16 protein-coding genes are annotated in these 16,765 nt (G+C 59.9%); 5 read left to right on the top strand and 11 right to left on the bottom strand.

Annotated elements, in window-relative coordinates; all coding sequences use genetic code 11:
• Positions 1-33 precede the first annotated feature (33 nt).
• From zapE to ACM6IR_RS10005, 3 genes are all read right to left on the bottom strand, one after another.
• A complete protein-coding gene (gene zapE, locus ACM6IR_RS10015) occupies positions 34-1,128 on the bottom strand; it encodes a cell division protein ZapE (protein ID WP_414907568.1) in 1,095 nt (364 codons plus the stop codon).
• Between the two features lie 90 nt (positions 1,129-1,218).
• The gene (locus ACM6IR_RS10010; RefSeq protein WP_414907567.1) at positions 1,219-2,574 is read right to left on the bottom strand and encodes a tryptophan--tRNA ligase; all 1,356 of its coding nucleotides are present in this window, start codon (positions 2,572-2,574) and stop codon (positions 1,219-1,221) included.
• Positions 2,575-2,598: 24 nt separating this feature from the next.
• Entirely contained in the window at positions 2,599-3,228 is a 630-nt protein-coding gene (locus ACM6IR_RS10005) for an alpha/beta hydrolase (protein WP_414907566.1), read from the bottom strand.
• A gap of 144 nt (positions 3,229-3,372) precedes the next feature.
• Here ACM6IR_RS10005 and ACM6IR_RS10000 point away from each other — a divergent pair, with 144 nt between their 5' ends.
• Positions 3,373-3,807 (top strand): YhcB family protein, encoded by a 435-nt coding sequence (locus ACM6IR_RS10000; RefSeq protein WP_414907565.1) that lies wholly within the window; start codon positions 3,373-3,375, stop codon positions 3,805-3,807.
• A 195-nt stretch (positions 3,808-4,002) separates the two neighbouring features.
• On the opposite strand, the gene ACM6IR_RS09995 is transcribed toward ACM6IR_RS10000, so the two are convergent.
• The 8 genes from ACM6IR_RS09995 to ACM6IR_RS09960 form a co-directional block, all read right to left on the bottom strand.
• Positions 4,003-5,388 (bottom strand): aspartate aminotransferase family protein, encoded by a 1,386-nt coding sequence (locus ACM6IR_RS09995; RefSeq protein ID WP_414907564.1) that lies wholly within the window; start codon positions 5,386-5,388, stop codon positions 4,003-4,005.
• Positions 5,389-5,399: 11 nt separating this feature from the next.
• Positions 5,400-6,872, bottom strand: coding sequence for an NAD-dependent succinate-semialdehyde dehydrogenase (locus tag ACM6IR_RS09990; RefSeq protein ID WP_414907563.1), 1,473 nt, complete (start codon positions 6,870-6,872; stop codon positions 5,400-5,402).
• Between the two features lie 146 nt (positions 6,873-7,018).
• Positions 7,019-7,498 carry an Lrp/AsnC family transcriptional regulator gene (locus tag ACM6IR_RS09985; protein WP_414907562.1) on the bottom strand — a complete coding sequence of 160 codons (480 nt, stop codon included), beginning with the start codon at positions 7,496-7,498 and terminating at the stop codon, positions 7,019-7,021.
• Between the two features lie 96 nt (positions 7,499-7,594).
• On the bottom strand, positions 7,595-8,596 hold the full coding sequence (gene doeB, locus ACM6IR_RS09980; RefSeq protein WP_414907561.1) for a N(2)-acetyl-L-2,4-diaminobutanoate deacetylase DoeB: 1,002 nt from the start codon (positions 8,594-8,596) through the stop codon (positions 7,595-7,597).
• Positions 8,597-8,599: 3 nt separating this feature from the next.
• Positions 8,600-9,790 (bottom strand): ectoine hydrolase DoeA, encoded by a 1,191-nt coding sequence (gene doeA, locus ACM6IR_RS09975; RefSeq protein ID WP_414907560.1) that lies wholly within the window; start codon positions 9,788-9,790, stop codon positions 8,600-8,602.
• A gap of 43 nt (positions 9,791-9,833) precedes the next feature.
• Positions 9,834-10,826 (bottom strand): ectoine utilization protein EutC, encoded by a 993-nt coding sequence (gene eutC / locus ACM6IR_RS09970; RefSeq protein WP_414907559.1) that lies wholly within the window; start codon positions 10,824-10,826, stop codon positions 9,834-9,836.
• Positions 10,827-10,862: 36 nt separating this feature from the next.
• Complete coding sequence (eutB, locus tag ACM6IR_RS09965; protein ID WP_414907558.1) at positions 10,863-11,834, bottom strand: hydroxyectoine utilization dehydratase EutB; 972 nt, start codon at positions 11,832-11,834, stop codon at positions 10,863-10,865.
• 106 nt (positions 11,835-11,940) lie between these two features.
• The gene (locus ACM6IR_RS09960; protein ID WP_414907557.1) at positions 11,941-13,335 is read right to left on the bottom strand and encodes a PLP-dependent aminotransferase family protein; all 1,395 of its coding nucleotides are present in this window, start codon (positions 13,333-13,335) and stop codon (positions 11,941-11,943) included.
• A gap of 282 nt (positions 13,336-13,617) precedes the next feature.
• On the opposite strand from ACM6IR_RS09960, the gene ehuB reads away from it, so the two are divergent.
• From ehuB to ehuA, 4 genes are all read left to right on the top strand, one after another.
• Positions 13,618-14,475, top strand: coding sequence for an ectoine/hydroxyectoine ABC transporter substrate-binding protein EhuB (gene ehuB / locus ACM6IR_RS09955; RefSeq protein ID WP_414907556.1), 858 nt, complete (start codon positions 13,618-13,620; stop codon positions 14,473-14,475).
• 69 nt (positions 14,476-14,544) lie between these two features.
• Entirely contained in the window at positions 14,545-15,204 is a 660-nt protein-coding gene (gene ehuC, locus ACM6IR_RS09950; protein ID WP_414907555.1) for an ectoine/hydroxyectoine ABC transporter permease subunit EhuC, read from the top strand.
• The gene (gene ehuD, locus ACM6IR_RS09945; protein ID WP_240888109.1) at positions 15,201-15,857 is read left to right on the top strand and encodes an ectoine/hydroxyectoine ABC transporter permease subunit EhuD; all 657 of its coding nucleotides are present in this window, start codon (positions 15,201-15,203) and stop codon (positions 15,855-15,857) included. Before ehuC ends, ehuD begins: the two co-directional genes overlap by 4 nt.
• Before the next feature lie 80 nt (positions 15,858-15,937).
• On the top strand, positions 15,938-16,732 hold the full coding sequence (gene ehuA / locus ACM6IR_RS09940) for an ectoine/hydroxyectoine ABC transporter ATP-binding protein EhuA (RefSeq protein ID WP_414907574.1): 795 nt from the start codon (positions 15,938-15,940) through the stop codon (positions 16,730-16,732).
• Positions 16,733-16,765: the final 33 nt, after the last annotated feature.

Here is a 16,765-nt window from a genome sequence, read left to right as displayed (position 1 = left end):
TGCAATGCAGGCCCTTTTTTTTTCCGAATCGTCCTACGGCTTGTGCGCCCGGGACAGGAATTCGTGGGACTGCATTTCCAGCAGTCGGCTGAGGGTGCGCTGGAACTCGAAGTTCAGGCGACCGCCGGTGTAGAGGTCTTTAAGCTCGACTTCAGCAGAAATGATCAGTTTCACGTTACGGTCGTAAAACTCATCGACCATGTTGATAAAGCGTCGGGCGATGTCGTCGGTGGTGACGCTCATCTGCTCGACACCGCTGAGCAACACGGCGTGGAAGATCTTGCCCAGTTCGATGTAATCGTTCTGGCTGCGCGGGCCGTCGCAGAGTTCGCGGAAGTCGAACCAGGCCACGTCATCACAGGTGCGCAAGGCACGGATTTCGCGGTTTTCGATCATCAGCACGTCGTTCTCAATGGCTGCCGTGCATTCCGGCGTCAAGGCGCGGAAGCTTTTACGCAGGCTTTCGTGAGACGCTTCGTCGAGCGGAGAGTGGAACAGCTCGGCTTGTTCGAGGTGACGCAGACGGTAGTCGACACCGCTGTCGACGTTGACGATCTCGGTGTTCTGCTTGATCAGCGCAATGGCCGGCAGGAAGCGAGCACGTTGCAGGCCGTCCTTGTACAGACCATCTGGCACGATGTTCGAGGTCGCGACCAGGGTCACGCCGTTCTTGAACAGCTCTTCCATCAGCGTGCCGAGGATCATCGCGTCGGTGATGTCGGACACGAAGAATTCATCGAAGCAGATGACCCGGGCTTCATCGGAGAAACGCTTGGCGATGATGGTCAGCGGGTTTTTCTCGCCGCCGAGGGTCTTCATCTCTTCGTGCACGCGCTTCATGAAGCGGTGGAAGTGAGTCCGGACCTTTTCCTTGAACGGCAGCGCTTCGAAGAAGGTGTCGACCAGGTAGGTCTTGCCACGGCCCACGCCACCCCAGAAGTACAGGCCCTTGACCGGCGCCTGCTCTTTCTTGCCAAACAGTTTGCCGAACAGGCCCGGCTTGCTGTGCGAGGCTGCGACCAGATCGTCGTACAGGCGCTGCAAATGGCGCACGGCAGTTTCCTGCGCGGCGTCATGAAAGAATTCCGGGCGTTTCAGATCAGCTTGATATCGTTCTAGGGGCGTCATAATTCGTTAGCAAGGCAACAAAAACGGGCCGACACTGTAGCGACGGCCCGGGGGAATGGCAATCGGCCCTTGGTCGGACCGAGCCGCTGATTATTCCTGAACTGGCGTCAGCGCAACGCGCAACGCGTCAATGGCGACGTCGCGAGCGGCACTGTCAGCAAAGGTTGCGCTGTCGGCAACACACTCACCTTCCAGCCAGATGCTGAAGCTCAAGTCTTCGCTGCGCACGTCCAGCGGTTGGCCCGCTTGCAGTTGTTTGGTGACCTGACCGGCGGTTTTGCCATCGGCAAAGTTGCGCGACAGCAGCAGTTGCTCGCCATCGGCCGCCAGCAGACGGAAGCGGAAACTGCCGTCGTCCTCACGAAAACTGACGAAACGCGCAGCTTTTGCGGCTTTCTTCTTGGTGGTCGCCGCGACTTGCGTCTGGGCGACGAAAGAACGCAGGCCGACCGCTTCTCGCAGTTCGTGAAGAAATGGCGTGGCCACCGAGCGAGCCTTTTTGGCGCCGGTTTGCAGGATGTCTTCCAGGTCCGCCGGACGCTCGATCAACTGGTGGTAACGCTCACGGGACTCACCCAATTCGCTGTCGAGCAGTTGGAACAGACGATTCTTCGCCTCGCCCCAACCCAGGCCCTGCAACAGTTCGCTGCGGAATTCGTCGGACTGCGCCGGAGTGGCGAAGGCCTGAAACAGCGTGAACAAGTGGGAATTGTCCGGATCCTTGGCTTCTCCCGGCGCGCGGGAGTCGGTGACGATCCGCGAAATCGCGTCTTTCATCTCTTTGGCGCTACTGAACAACGGAATGGTGTTGTCGTAGCTCTTCGACATCTTGCGCCCGTCGAGGCCTGGCAAGGTGGCGACGCTTTCTTCGATCAGCGCCTCGGGCATGGTGAAGAATTCTTTGCCCTGGCCGAACAGATGGTTGAAACGCTGGCCAATGTCGCGGGCCATTTCCACGTGCTGGATCTGATCACGACCGACCGGCACCTTGTGGGCGTTGAACATCAGAATGTCCGCGGCCATCAGCACCGGGTAGCTGTACAAGCCCATGGTGATGCCGGCATCCGGGTCTTCGCCGGTTTCGACGTTCTTGTCCACCGACGCCTTGTAGGCGTGGGCGCGATTGAGCAGGCCCTTGGCGGCAACGCAGGTCAGCAGCCAGGTCAATTCAGGAATTTCCGGAATGTCGGACTGGCGGTAAAAGGTCACGCGGTCCACATCCAGGCCACCGGCCAGCCAGGTCGCGGCGATTTCCAGACGCGAGCGCTGGATGCGCAGCGGGTCATCGCATTTGATCAGGGCGTGGTAGTCCGCCAGGAAGTAGAACGAATCGGCATTGCTGTCGCGGCTGGCCAGGATCGCCGGGCGGATGGCGCCGGCGTAGTTGCCCAGGTGCGGCGTGCCGGTGGTGGTGATGCCGGTGAGGATACGGGTACGAGTCGTCATGGGTAATCGCTTGTCAGACTGCAATCAATTCGAAAGACGCGGCAGGATCAGATCCTTGAGATCGGTCAGCTTGCCATGAAAAAAGTGTCCGCATTCTGCCACTTTCAGCAGCTCATGGGGGCGCTCAAGCGTGTCGGACCATACGTAAACGAGCTGCGGATCGATGACTTCGTCGGTTTCCGGTTGAATCAGGGTCAACTCGCCCTGCTGCGCCAGTTGATCCTGATCACCCAGGCGCATGACCGCTGGTGCGACCATGAACACATGCTTGAGCCGTTCGCCCTTGGCTTCCAGGCGCCCGCCGAGACTTGCTGCAACAAAGCCGCCGAAGGAGAAACCAAACAGGGTCAGTGGCAATTCAGGGTGCTTGGCGCGCAGCCATTCAGCCACTGCCTGGGCATCGTCGACTTCGCCAGTGCCCATGTCGTGCGTGCCTGCGCTGGCACCGACGCCACGGTAGTTGAATCGCAAGGTAATCAGACCGGCATCGCGCGCCGTGCGCTGCAGGGTCGATACCACTTTGTTGAGCATGGTGCCGCCCTGGACCGGGTTCGGGTGGCAGATCAGCGCAATGCCGCGGGGCTGGTCGCTGTCCAGGTAGAGGGCTTCCAGTTGGCCGACCGGGCCATCAATCAATACAGGGGTTTCGCGCATAAGCAAGGAAGGAACTCCGTGACCTCGAATCGGGTCGACTCGTCTAGCAAATTGTCTGTGCCAATCTATTGCGAGTGAATCGCGGTATACAGCGCAGGTTCGAGCCGTTAACGTAAAGCAAAGCCGTTTATAGAGGAAGGACTCGTGGAACACTCGCTCTTAGTTTGGTTGTTGCCGACTCTTGCCCTGGTTGTGGGTGTCGCCATTGGATTCCTGATCGCTCGCCTGGTGCCGAATGCCGCGCCTAGCAGCACGCAACGTCAGCTGGATGACATTCAGGAACGTTTTGACAGTTATCAGAACGAGGTGGTCACCCACTTCAACAGCACTGCAAACCTGGTCAAGAAACTGACTCAGAGCTATCAGGAAGTGCAGGACCATCTCGCCGAGGGCGCCAACCGCCTGGCCCTGGACGAGCAAACCCGCCAACGCCTACTGGCCTCCCTGCACGCCGACACGGCAGCAGCCCCACGGGAGCGCCTGACGCCGCCGCGCAATCAGGAGCCGCCTCGCGACTACGCCCCGAAAGCCCCGAACTCACCGGGCATGCTCGATGAGCATTACGGCCTGAAGAAGTAATCAGGTTTCGCGCCGCACAAAAAAGCCCTCGGACAAGTGATTGTTCGAGGGCTTTTTTGTTTCTGACAGCTGCTTTACCAGTTCGGGCCTCTTCGCGAGCAGGCTCGCTCCCACTGGAAACCGGGCAACCATCCAACAACTCGGTCAACGGTGGGAGCGAGCCTGCTCGCGAAGGGTCACTCAGTTCGAACGGGGTTAGCCAAGCACCTCGCTGGCCACATGATCGACCGCACTTTTGGTGATGTCGACAATCAGGTCGGCCTCTTCCTCGGTCAGGATCAGCGGTGGTGCAAAGCCGAGAATGTCGCCATGGGGCATGGCCCGGGCAATCATGCCGCGCTCAAGACAGGCTGCCGATACTTTCGGACCAACCTTCAACGCAGCATCGAAGGGTGTGCGTTGTTCACGATCGGCCATGAACTCGACCGCAGCCAGCATGCCGTCGCCGCGCACTTCGCCCACCAGCGGATGGCCCTCCAGGGTTTCGCGCAACCGACGATTGAGGTAGCTGCCGACCTTCTCGGCGTTGGCCGTCAGGTTTTCCCGTTCCAGGATGTCGAGGTTGGCCAAGGCCGCCGCCGCGCAAATCGGATGCCCGGAGTAAGTCCAGCCGTGCCCCATGGCACCTTGGGATTCGGAGGCTTTTTCGATCACGTCCCAGACCTTTTCACCGACGATCACTGCCGACAACGGCGCGTAGGCGCTGGTCAGGCCTTTGGCCGTGGTGATCAGGTCCGGGCGCATGCCGTAGCGCTGACTGCCCATTTTCGAACCCAGGCGACCGAAGGCGCAGACCACTTCGTCGGCGATCAGCAACACGTCGTACTTGTTCAACACCGCTTGTATGGCGGTCCAATAGCCGGCCGGCGGAACGATGATGCCGCCGGTCCCCATCAACGGTTCGCCGATGAACGCGGCCACGGTGTCCGGCCCTTCGGCCAGGATCATTTTTTCCAGCTCGTCGGCGCAGTAGCGCACAAATGCCGCTTCATCCATGCCGACCGGTGCCTTGCGGTACCAGTGCGGACAAACGGTGTGTTTGACGCCTTGTTCGGGTAGATCGAAATGCTGATGGAAGGTCGGCAGGCCGGTCAGGCTGCCGGTCATGATGCCCGAGCCGTGATAACCACGATCACGGGAGATGATTTTCTTCTTCTGCGGGCGACCCAGCACGTTGTTGTAGTACCGCACCAGTTTGACCTGGGTTTCGTTGGCGTCGGAACCGGACAGGCCGTAATAGACCTTTTTCATGCCCTCGGGCGCCCAGTCCATGATGCGGCTCGACAGCTCGATGATCGCTTCGGTCGAGTGCCCGACATAGGTGTGGTAATAGGCCAGCTCCTTGGCCTGCTTGTAGATCGCATCGGCGACTTCGGTGCGGCCGTAGCCGATATTCACGCAGTACAGCCCGGCAAAGGCGTCGATGAATTCGCGTCCCTCATGGTCGCGAATGCGGATGCCCGACGCGCTCTTGATTATGCGTCCCTTGAGCGCGCCGCTGGCGTGGTCATGGGCATGGGTCGAGGGGTGCATGAAGTGCGCACGGTCTTGTTCGAACAGCGTTTCGAGTTCTTGGTTCATGGCATGTCTCCTTAGAACTGGCCTTGATGGTGCAGGCAAAAGTATTTGGTTTCGACAAAGGCTTCGAAGCCCTCGGTGCCGCCCTCGCGGCCCAGCCCCGAGGCTTTCATGCCACCGAACGGGATCGGATGGCCGGTGAACTTGACGCCATTGACCGCGACCATGGCGTGGTCGAGGCGGCGAATCAGGGGGTAGATCAGGTCGAGGCGGTTGGAGCAAACGTAGGCGGCCAGACCGTATTCGGTGTCGTTAGCCATTTCGATGGCCTGCTCCAGCGTGTCAAACGGCATCACCCCGGCGATAGGCGCGAAATTCTCTTCACGGTAGATGCGCATCTGCGGCGTGACATCGGCCAGCACCGTTGGCTGATAGAACAACCCGCCAAGGGCATGCGCTTCGCCACCCACCAGACGTTGTGCGCCACGTTGCAGGGCGTCTTCGACGCGTTCAGTCGTGACATCAAACGCGGCCTGGTGCATCAGCGGACCGACATCGACGTTTTGCTCCTGATCACCCACCAGCGCCGGGCCGACCCGCAGTTCGCGCACTGCAGAGGCGAAGCGATTGAGAAACGCCGGGTAAATCGAGCGCTGCACCATGATCCGATTGGCCGCACAGCAATCCTGGCCGGAGGTCTGGAACTTGGCCTCCACCGCGACTTTCACCGCCAGCTCCAGATCGGCATCGGCACAGACAATGAACGGCGCGTTGCCGCCCAGTTCCAGCGACACCTTCTTCACATCCTGGGCTGCTGCTTGCAGCACCAACTTGCCGACGCGAGTCGAGCCGGTGAAGCTGACCGAGCGCACGCGAGTGTCCTGCACCAGGGTTTGCATGGTCATTTGCGGGTCACCCAGCACCACGTTGAACACGCCAGCCGGGAAGCCCGCCTCCTCTGCCAGTTGCGCCAGAGCCAATGCGGAAAACGGCGTTTCATGGGCTGGCTTGATCACCACCGTGCAACCGGCGGCCAGTGCGGCAGCCGCTTTGCGGGTGATCATCGCCGACGGAAAATTCCATGGGGTCAGCAGCGCACAGACGCCGACGGGTTCCTTGATCGTGCCCAAGTGCGCGCCAGGGATATGGCTGGGGATGTTCTGCCCATAAAGACGCCGCGCCTCTTCGGCAAACCAGGGAATGAAGCTGGCGGCGTAGGCGATTTCGCCGCGAGACTCGGCCAAGGGTTTGCCTTGTTCCTGGCTGAGGATGCGCGCCAGGTCTTCCTGATGCTCAAGAATCAACGCCGCCCAGCGCCGCAGAATCGTCCCGCGGGCATCGAGGCTTTGTTCACGCCAGGTAGCAAACGCCCGGTGTGCAGCATCAACGGCGGCAATGATCTGAGGCTGATCGAGCATCGGCACATGACCGATCAACTTCTGATCGGCCGGATTGTGCACGGCGACGCTGTGGCCGCTCTCGCTGTGGACCCAATGCCCGTCTACGTAGCAAAGTGCTTTGAACAACAGCGGATGTTTGTATGTCATGGCGTTCACTCCAAACCGTGTGCGTGAATCCATGCTAGGGCAGCGCAGCCCGGGTGATTTGGCGTTTGGCGGGGTCGTAACCACAGGTTTTTTCTGATTGAGCACCGGCAAACAGGGGCTTTTTGTGGTGAAGGTTTTGCCCCGGTTTATGGCTCTTGCGCCAGCTCGGTCGGCAGGGCTCCCGCGGTCTTGATGGTTTTGGTGACGATGTAGGTGAAGTAGCGCTCGATGCCCAGGTCATCGAGCAACAACTGGTCGATAAACCGCTGGTAATGGTCGATGTCCGGCGCCTGGATCATCGCCATGTAATCGACGCCGCCACCGGTGGCGTAACAGAACGCCACTTCGGCAGCTTCGTTCATGCGTTGCTCGAAACGCCGCATGTCCTGGGCGGTGTGCCGGGCCAGAGTGATTTCCACTAGCACCTGCTGGCTTTTGAACACCGCGTTCCAGTCAATCTGCGCTCGGTACCCTTTGATCAGCCCAAGCGCCTCCAGCTTGCGAACCCGCTCCCATGCCGGAGTCACCGAGAGATTGATCGCCTCAGCCAGGCTCGACTTGGTGATCCGACCGTCTTCGGCGAGGATTCGCAGGATCTTCAGGTCATAGCGATCGAGTTTGTGCATGGTTTGAGGATCTCCGGTGCGATTAGAGAGGTTGGGCTGGAACACTGACCTGTGGGAGCGAGCAGGCTTGCTCCCACAAGGTTTCGTTTCAGCCGGTCAGGTCAACACATCGGCGATGACTGCAAGGGTATCGCCGCACTGCACCAGGCCGGGAAAGTGGCGCGCCGCCAGCAATCCATTGCGCGCCGCGCGATATTCCACCGGGGCGACGCCGCTGCGGGTGGCGTCGTACACACGGGCGATCACCTCGCCCTTGTTCACGTTGTCGCCCAGATCACGGCACATTTCCAGCAAGCCGTCGTGTTCGCTGGCGATGAAACAATCGGCATCAGGCATGTCGAGCATGCACGACTCCGAAGTCTGGATTTCACCTTGGAGAATCCCCGCATGTACCAACAGATTGCGCACCCCACGCTCGGCAATCGCCACACTGCGAGCCGTGGACGTGCCTCCGCCCCCCAGCTCGGTCGTAACAAAGACTTTGCCCTGGCGTTCAGCGGCGGTGTCGTACATCGCCCCGGCGTCGAGTTCCAGCATGCGCATGCTGTAGGGCGCATTGAACGCGCGCATGCCCGCTTCACACCGGGCCTGCTGGTTTTTATCGGGTAGCACATGACAGGCTGCGAACGGCAGGAAATCCAGGGTGCGGCCGCCGGAATGAATGTCCAGCACGATATCGGCCAAGGGCAACAAGGTCCGGTTGAAGTAATCGGCGATTTTCTCCGTCACGGTGCCGTCCGGCTTGCCGGGGAAACTGCGATTCAAATTGCCCTTGTCGATAGGCGAAGTCCGCCGCCCGGCATGGAACGCCGGAGTGTTCATGAACGGGACGATAATCACACGCCCGGTTACTTCGGTAGCCGTCAGGCTCTGCGCAAGCTTGCTCAGCGCCACCGGGCCTTCATATTCGTCACCGTGGTTACCACCGGTGAGCAACGCAGTCGGACCCTGACCGCGCTGAATCACTGTGACCGGAATCATCACTGCGCCCCAGGCCGAGTCATCCCGGGAATACGGCAGTTTGAGAAATCCGTGCTGCACGCCTTCGCGGGCAAAGTCCACCGTGGCATTGATCGGGTTGTCAGGCAATTCGCTCATGGCTCAATCCTTCACGAACAATTGGCGTGGCACGTTGCACAACGTCTCGACGCCGGTCTCGGTGATCAGAATGCTTTCGGTGATTTCCAGCCCCCAGTCGTCCATCCACAAACCCGGCATGAAGTGAAAAGTCATGCCCGGTTGCAACACGCTGGTGTCGCCGGGACGCAGGCTCATGGTGCGTTCGCCCCAGTCTGGCGGATAACTGATCCCGATCGGGTAGCCGCAACGGCTGTCCTTATGGATGCCGAATTTCTCCAACACTTTGAAAAACGCCACAGCGATGTCGCCAGTGGTGTTGCCCGGTTTCGCTGCTTCCAGTCCCGCGGTGATGCCTTCGACCACGGCTTTTTCGCCGTCGAGGAAGTGCTTTGGCGGTTTGCCCAAATAGATCGTCCGCGACAGCGGGCAGTGATAACGCTTGTAGCAACCGGCGATTTCAAAGAAGGTCCCGGCGCCTTTTTCGAACGGCGTATCGTCCCAGGTCAGGTGCGGCGCGCTGGCGTCGGCACCCGTGGGCAATAGCGGCACGATGGCCGGGTAATCGCCGCCATGGCCATCAGCACCGAGGATCCCGCTGCTGTAGATTTCAGCCACCAGTTCATTTTTGCGCATGCCCGGCTCGATCCGTTCGAGGATCCGCCCATGCATGTTTTCGACGATGCGCGCAGCGATGCGCATGTAAGCGATTTCCTGGGGCGACTTGATCGCCCGCTGCCAGTTCACCAACCCGAGCGCGTCGATCAGCCTGGCCTGCGGCAGGTTTTTCTGCAGCGACAAATACGCGGCGGCGCTGAAGTAATAGTTGTCCATTTCCACGCCAATGGTCAGCGCGTCCCAACCCCGGGCACTGATGACTTCCCGAGACAGGTAATCCATCGGATGGCGCTCCCGGGACTGCACATAGATGTCCGGGTAACCGACGATGTTCTCGTGCTGCATGAACACCGTGCGCTTGGCGCCGTTGGCGTCTTGTCCGCGACCGAACCAGACCGGCTCGCCGTCGAGCGCCAACAATACGCATTGGTGAACATAAAACGACCAACCGTCATAGCCGGTCAGCCAGGCCATGTTCGACGGATCGGTGACCAGCAACAGCTCGATGCCCTGAACCTGCATGGCCGCTCGAACCTTGGCCAGACGCTGGGCGTATTCCTCCCGTTCGAACGGGAGATTGACGACTATCTGAGACATGCACATGCCCTCTGATAAATGACGCACGGATGAAAAAAGTGGATTAGCTGCCGAACTGAAAACCCTTGCCGGCCGAGCGCGCGCGCTCAAAGGCCAGATTGGCCATGGCGGTGTCCTGGGCACCGGTACCGGTGAGGTCGCACAAGGTGACTTGCGCATCGCTGGTCCGACCCGGGCGTTGACCCGCGAGCACTTGCCCCAATTCGGCCAAGCCCGACTCGTCGGCAATAACGCCGGCCGCCAGAGCGTGATGCAACTCGCCGAGGATTCGCGTCTGGCTCAAGCGATCCGCCACGTAGCGGTCGACCTGTGCCAGCGCCTGGGGGGATATTTCGTTTTTGTGCTCGGCGTCCGAGCCCATGGCAGTGATGTGCAAGCCGGGGTGCAGATGGCGCACTTCGATCAAGGGTTCGCGGCTCGGGGTGCAGGTGATCGCAATGTCCACGCCAGTCATGGCCTCGTCGATGCTTGCGCAAGGCGTGACCGTCAGACCGCTGTCGCGCGCCAGCTCGGCGCTGAAGTCTTTGGCCTTGGCGCTGTCGCGTGCCCAGACTTGAACGGATTCAATCGGCCGAACCAAACGCAATGCCTGAAGCTGCAACGCGGCTTGCTCGCCGGCACCGATCAGCGCCACGCTACGACTGTCGACCCGGGACAGGGCACGAGCCGCCACGGCACCCGCCGCGGCTGTGCGTACGGCGGTCAGATAACCGTTGTCCAACAGCAAGGCGTCGAGCAAACCCGTGCGCGCCGACAGCAACATCATCATCCCGTTAAGGCTCGGTAGGCCGAGTTTCGGATTATCGAAAAAACCCGGACTGACCTTGATCGCAAAACGCTCCAGGCCCGGCAGGTACGCAGTCTTTACGTCCACTTCGCCATTATGTTCGGGGATGTCCAGGCGCAGGATCGGCGGCATTGCCACCGCTGCCGTGGCCAGCAACACAAAGGCTTGTTCGATGGCTTCGATGCTCGGCAAGTCGAGTGCCACGCAGGCACGCAGATCCGCTTCGCTCAATAAGGTGATGTCACTCATCAATGCAGCACTCCATTCAGTCGTTATTGTTAGGGGTCACGCCTCTGCGCCCGCGAGGACTCGCAGGTGCTGATCGATGTCGACGTTACGGCCGCTGACCACCACCACGATCGGCCCGCGCGGCTCAATCAATCCATCAAGCAACGCGGCAATCCCGACCACGGCCGCGCCTTCCAGCACCAGCCGCTCTTCGCGATAGGCATGGCGCAGGGCATTGGCGATGGACGTTTCGCTGAGCAAATGCAGGTGGTCACACAGATCGCGCGTCATGTTGAAGGTGTAACGGTTGTTCAGGCCGATGCCACCGCCGAGCGAGTCGGCCAGGGTCGGCAGCTCTTCGACTTCCACCGGATGCCCGGCTGCGAGGCTGGCGTGCATGGCGGCACCGCGTTGCATGCTGATGCCGTGGGTGATGATGTTTGCGCTGACACTTTTGATCGCCAGCGCCACACCGGCAAATAAACCGCCGCCGGACAACGGCACGAGGATTTGCGCCACGTCCGGTTGCTGTTCAAGGATTTCCAGCCCCAGCGTGCCCTGCCCGGCGATGATGGCCGGGTGATCGAACGGCGGCAGCAATGTTGCGCCTTGCTCGTTGGCGATCCGTTCGGCTTCACGTTGGGCGTCGTCCTGGGACTGGCCGATGATGCAGACCTCGGCGCCCAGATCACGAATGGCTTGAACCTTGTTCGCCGGCACCAGATGTGACAGGCAAATCGTCGCCTTCACGCCTTGTCGGGAAGCGGCATACGCCAGAGCACGACCGTGATTACCGGTCGACGCCGCCACCACGCCACGCGCTTTCTCTTCGGCGCTGAGCTGCGCTACGGCATTGCTTGCGCCGCGCAATTTGAAACTGCCGGTGATTTGCCGGGATTCCAGCTTGAGGTATACCGCCACGCCCACTCGCTGCGAAAGGCTGGGCGAATATTCCATGGGGGTACGCCGGACAAGCGATTCGATGCGCTGGCGAGCGAGGTAAACATCATGTAGCTGCAACGTTGACATGACCGCGTCCCGACTGTGGTGTTGGGCGCAGTCTAAGAGGACTGGATTGTCGCAATGAATGTACTAGGGCAATTTAGCCAACAAACTTTCTGCGGACTTTTCCCGCTCAAAAATCGTGGATTTGCGGGTATTGCCCGAATATCTCGCGCATGCTCATCAATGCATCACGCATTTCTTCGTCGCTGCATTCGGCGCCCACACACATCCTCACCGCTCGAGCCCGAGGCGTTCCACGCACGGTGAACGGGTCAGGCGACGTGACGGCAATGTGCCGGTGACGCAGGGCCCGAGCCAGGCTGTCGACCTCCCAATGCGGGGGAATGCCGACCCACGCATTCAATGCATGAGGATGCTGGCCGAGCAGGTGCTCGCCCAAGTATTCGGTGACCATCGCCTGACGGCCGGCCAGCAGTTTGCGCTGCAAACGCACGAGCGTGTCGGCGCGACCGTCGCGAATCCAGCGCGCGGCGATTTCGGAGACCATGGGCGTGGCCATCCAGCTGTTGACCCGCAAGATGCTCTCGGTGCGCAACGCCAGACGCTTGGGCACCACCAGATAGCCGATGCGCAAACCGGTCAGCACCGACTTGGTCATGCTGGTGCAATAGAACGACAGTTCTGGCAGGTAATGGCTGATCGGCGGCGCGCGATACTCATCCAGCAATGGTCCGTATACGTCGTCCTCGATGATGTGCACACCGAAACGCCGGGCGATGTCGGCAATCTCCCGCCGACGACTGTCCGGCATCAGGCTGGTGGTCGGGTTGTTCAGGTTGGGCGTGCACACCAGTGCGGTGATGCGCTCGTTACTGCACATGTCTTCGAAATGTTCCGGATCAATGCCATAACGGTCCATTTCCAGGCCTTTGAGGGTGAACCCCAACACCTGAGAGTTGCCGATTACGCCGTGATCGGTGAGCCCTTCGCAGAGCACCACATCATCGGGACCGGCTAGAGACGCCAGCGCAAGGAAGATGCCGTGAGCCGCGCCGTTGGTAATCAGGATGTCATCACGCTCGACCCGCAGTCCTTGCCGTCCGATCCAGTGCATGGCCGCTTCGCGGTGCGACTCGAAACCGGCGATCGGACGAAATGCGTGAATCCAAGGCTGATCTTCTTCAGTGCTGAGTTCGAAACAAGTGTCACGCCAGAACTGGTCATGCTCGCGAGTGTGCAGGATCCGCGTGATGGAAAAATCCACCAGCGCCCGTTCGGGGCTATCGAGAATATAGGTAGCCACTCGATCGCTCATGCGCCGCGACACAAAGCTGCCGCGCCCGACTTCACAACGCACCAGCCCCTGACGCTCCAGCTCTTTATAGGCATTGGTGACCGTCTGCACGCTGATGCCCATGGCATCGGCAACGTGCCGCTGGGGTGGCAGGCGCTGATCATTGGCCAGGACGCCCTGCTCGATATCGTTGGCAATCGCCTGCACTAGAATCTTGTATTTGGACTCGCCGCTGCGGGCGATTTCCAATGCTGCTTTCCACTTGTCCATCGGCGCTAAAACCCGCGTCTGTGCTCGTCGGGACAGCATCCCGCGAGAATCCATACAAAGCAATTGTCCTAGTGCAATGCAATGTGGCTCAGAGCTTTTGTATGCTCGGTTCAAGGTCGATCGCCGGGCACGCTTCAAGCCCCCCACAACAAAACCATTCGACCTGTACCGGAACTGTGTCCAGATCCATGGGATCAGTCCTTGTACGCTTTGCTCTTGTAACACTGCCTCCTACCACAGAGCCGTCACCGACGGGTCCACAAGAAACAGGAGATTTTATCGATGAGCAATTTCCCTTCCCGCACCACCCATGTATTGCGTCGCCTGTTCGTGGCTTGCGCAATGTTCGGCCTGGCCGCCAGCGCCCAAGCCGCCAGCACGCTGGAAACCGTTAAACAGAACAACAGCATCCGCATCGGTTACGCGAATGAAACTCCATTCGCCTTTACCGAAACCGATGGCAGGGTCACCGGTGAATCGCCGGAAATTGCCAAAGCCATTTTCGCCAAAATGGGCATTACAAAAGTCGATGGTGTGTTGACCGAGTGGGGCTCCTTGATCCCGGGGCTGCGCGCCGGGCGTTTCGATGTAATTGCCGCCGGCATGTACATCACGCCGGCCCGCTGCAAGCAGGTGCTGTTCACCGATCCGCAGTATCAACTGCCGGACGCCTTGCTCACAGCCAAAGGCAATCCGAAGAACTTGCACAGTTATGACGACATCGCCAAAAACCCCGAGGTAAAACTGGCGATCATGGCCGGGACGGTGAACCTGGCGTATGCGCGGGATTCGGGCGTGAAAGACACGCAAATTCTCCAGGTGCCGGACACCACCGCCCAGTTGCAAGCCGTGCGCGCCGGTCGTGCCGATGCTGCAGTGGGTACTCAACTGACCATGAAAGGTCTGGCCGCCAAGGGTGGCGAAAAAGTCGAAGCGGTCACCGAGTTCAAGGACGACCCGTCCCACATAGGATACGGCGCTCTCGCCTTCCGTCCGGAAGACAAAGACCTGCGCGATGCGGTCAACGCCGAGTTGAAAAAGTGGCTGGGCTCCGAAGAGCACCTCAAGGCGGTCGCCCCTTTCGGGTTTGACAAATCCAACGTAACAAGCAAAACGGCTGCCGAGCTCTGCGCTCAATAGTCGAAACAGGCATGGCGCCACGGCGCGATGCCTTTTTCCCTGCTTAATCCGGATGGCCAGGTTTTAACCATGGGTGAATTACTTCCGCTATTGATACAAGGCGCCTGGGTGACGCTCCAGGTGACCATCTTCGGTTCGCTGCTGGCGATTGTCGCGGCGATTCTCGCAGCCCTGGGGCGCATGTCGCCATGGCGACCATTGCGCTGGTTTTCCATTGCTTACATTGAAGTGTTTCGCGGCACGTCGTTGCTGGTGCAATTGTTCTGGCTGTTTTTCGTGCTGCCGCTGCCGCCGTTCAACCTTGAACTGAGCCCCTACAGCGTGGCCATCGTCGGCCTCGGTTTGCACATTGGTGCTTACGGCGCCGAGGTGATGCGCGGTGCGATCAGCTCTGTCGCCAAGGGTCAGTACGAAGCGTCCACGGCACTGAACTTCAGCGGCTACAAGCGCTTTCGCCGCATCATTCTTCCGCAGGCGTTGCTGGCCGCTATTCCGCCGGGCACCAACCTGCTGATCGAACTGCTGAAAAATACTTCGCTGGTGTCGTTAATCACCCTGTCAGACCTGAGCTTCAGGGCTCGTCAATTGGATCAGGCAACTTTCGAGACTCTGGAAATTTTTAGCCTGGCGCTGGTGATGTACTTCGTCCTGGCGCAGGCGATCAACATCGGCATGCGTCGCATTGAGCGCCATCTGGCTCGCGGGCGGATGCGTGGAGGTCTGTCATGACACTGTTTGATTGGACCTACGCCTGGCAAATCCTCCCTGATTTACTGCGCGCCTCGCTTAACACCGTAGGGATTACCCTGATCGGCTTCCTGATCGCCATCGTGCTGGGGCTGTTCCTGGCTATCGGCCGACGCAGCCGCAGAGTCTGGCTATCGTGGCCGGCCACCGCCGTGATCGAGTTCATTCGCAGCACGCCGCTGCTGATCCAGGTGTATTTCCTTTACTACGTGCTGCCCAATTACGGCGTCAGCATGACCGCCATGCAAGTGGGGATTCTCGGCATAGGCCTGCATTACGCCTGCTACATCGCCGAGGTGTATCGCGGCGGCCTCGATGCAGTGCCGCGCGCACAATGGGAAGCGGTCACGGCGCTGAACATCGCCCCGTACAGCGCTTATCGCAACATCATCCTGCCCCAGGCCCTGCGGCCGATCCTGCCGCCATTGGGCAACTACCTGGTGGCGATGCTCAAGGATACGCCGGTACTGTCGGCGATTACCGTGGTGGAAATCATGCAACAGGCCAAGAACATCGGCTCCGAGAACTTCCGCTATCTGGAGCCGATCACCATGGTCGGTCTGTTTTTCCTCGCCCTGAGCATCGCTTTGGCTTATCTGGTACGGCGCCTTGAAGTGCGCCTGGAGCTACGCTAATGACTTCTCCACTCTCGACACCCAGCGACCTTTCCCGGCACAGCAACCCGACCCCGCTGCATTCGCAGGAGGCCACGGCCATGCAGGAAACCAAACCGGTCAAGCCGATCGTCAGCTTCCAGGACGTCACCAAGAGCTATGGCAACTTCACGGTGCTCGATCACTTGAACCTTGATGTCACGCCGGGTGAGAAAGTCGCGATCATCGGCCCCAGCGGCTCGGGCAAATCCACACTGTTACGGGTCCTGATGACGCTTGAAGGCATCGATGACGGGTTAATCCGCATTGAGGACGACTTGCTGACCCACATGCCCAATCGCAACGGTGTATTGGTGCCAGCCAATGACCGGCACATCCGCCGGGTGCGTGGAAAGATCGGCATGGTGTTCCAGAGTTTTAACCTGTTCCCGCACATGACGGCGTTGCAAAACGTCATGGAGGCGCCGGTCCAAGTCCTCGGCATGAAACCAGCTGAAGCACGTGAACGTGCAGCAGACTTGCTGGAGATGGTGGGTCTGGGCAGCAAACTCGGGCATTACCCATCGCAGTTGTCCGGTGGTCAGCAACAACGGGTGGCGATCGCCCGGGCACTGGCCATGCGCCCGAAAGTGATGCTGTTCGACGAAGTGACCTCCGCGCTCGACCCGGAACTGTGCGGCGAAGTACTCAACGTGATCCGCAAGCTCGGCACCGAGCACAATCTGACCATGCTGATGGTTACGCACCAGATGGGCTTCGCCCGGGAGTTCGCCGATCGTGTGTGCTTCTTCTACAAGGGGCAGATACACGAACAGGGAACGCCAGCGCAAATATTCGAACACCCGCAGCAAGAGCGGACCTGCGCATTTCTCAGCGCGGTGAAAGAAGCCAACTAGGGCAAATCCCAGGCAAAAAAAACGGGCGCTGTG

The organism is Pseudomonas sp. IT-P253, assembly GCF_949768125.1.
Taxonomy (GTDB): Bacteria; Pseudomonadota; Gammaproteobacteria; order Pseudomonadales; family Pseudomonadaceae; genus Aquipseudomonas.
The sequence above is the reverse complement of the archived record's forward strand: the minus strand, read 5'-3'. Positions and strand labels throughout refer to the sequence as shown.

Coding starts and splice junctions, on each gene's coding strand:
- ACM6IR_RS09985 (WP_414907562.1), bottom strand. CDS start 7,498: ATGCACAAACTCGATCGCTATGACCTGAAGATCCTGCGAATCCTCGCC.
- ehuC (WP_414907555.1), top strand. CDS start 14,545: ATGGGTGAATTACTTCCGCTATTGATACAAGGCGCCTGGGTGACGCTC.
- eutB (WP_414907558.1), bottom strand. CDS start 11,834: ATGTCAACGTTGCAGCTACATGATGTTTACCTCGCTCGCCAGCGCATC.
- ehuB (WP_414907556.1), top strand. CDS start 13,618: ATGAGCAATTTCCCTTCCCGCACCACCCATGTATTGCGTCGCCTGTTC.
- doeA (WP_414907560.1), bottom strand. CDS start 9,790: ATGTCTCAGATAGTCGTCAATCTCCCGTTCGAACGGGAGGAATACGCC.
- ACM6IR_RS09995 (WP_414907564.1), bottom strand. CDS start 5,388: ATGAACCAAGAACTCGAAACGCTGTTCGAACAAGACCGTGCGCACTTC.
- ehuA (WP_414907574.1), top strand. CDS start 15,938: ATGCAGGAAACCAAACCGGTCAAGCCGATCGTCAGCTTCCAGGACGTC.
- ACM6IR_RS09990 (WP_414907563.1), bottom strand. CDS start 6,872: ATGACATACAAACATCCGCTGTTGTTCAAAGCACTTTGCTACGTAGAC.
- ACM6IR_RS10005 (WP_414907566.1), bottom strand. CDS start 3,228: ATGCGCGAAACCCCTGTATTGATTGATGGCCCGGTCGGCCAACTGGAA.
- eutC (WP_414907559.1), bottom strand. CDS start 10,826: ATGAGTGACATCACCTTATTGAGCGAAGCGGATCTGCGTGCCTGCGTG.
- ACM6IR_RS10010 (WP_414907567.1), bottom strand. CDS start 2,574: ATGACGACTCGTACCCGTATCCTCACCGGCATCACCACCACCGGCACG.
- zapE (WP_414907568.1), bottom strand. CDS start 1,128: ATGACGCCCCTAGAACGATATCAAGCTGATCTGAAACGCCCGGAATTC.
- ehuD (WP_240888109.1), top strand. CDS start 15,201: ATGACACTGTTTGATTGGACCTACGCCTGGCAAATCCTCCCTGATTTA.
- ACM6IR_RS09960 (WP_414907557.1), bottom strand. CDS start 13,335: ATGGACAAGTGGAAAGCAGCATTGGAAATCGCCCGCAGCGGCGAGTCC.
- doeB (WP_414907561.1), bottom strand. CDS start 8,596: ATGAGCGAATTGCCTGACAACCCGATCAATGCCACGGTGGACTTTGCC.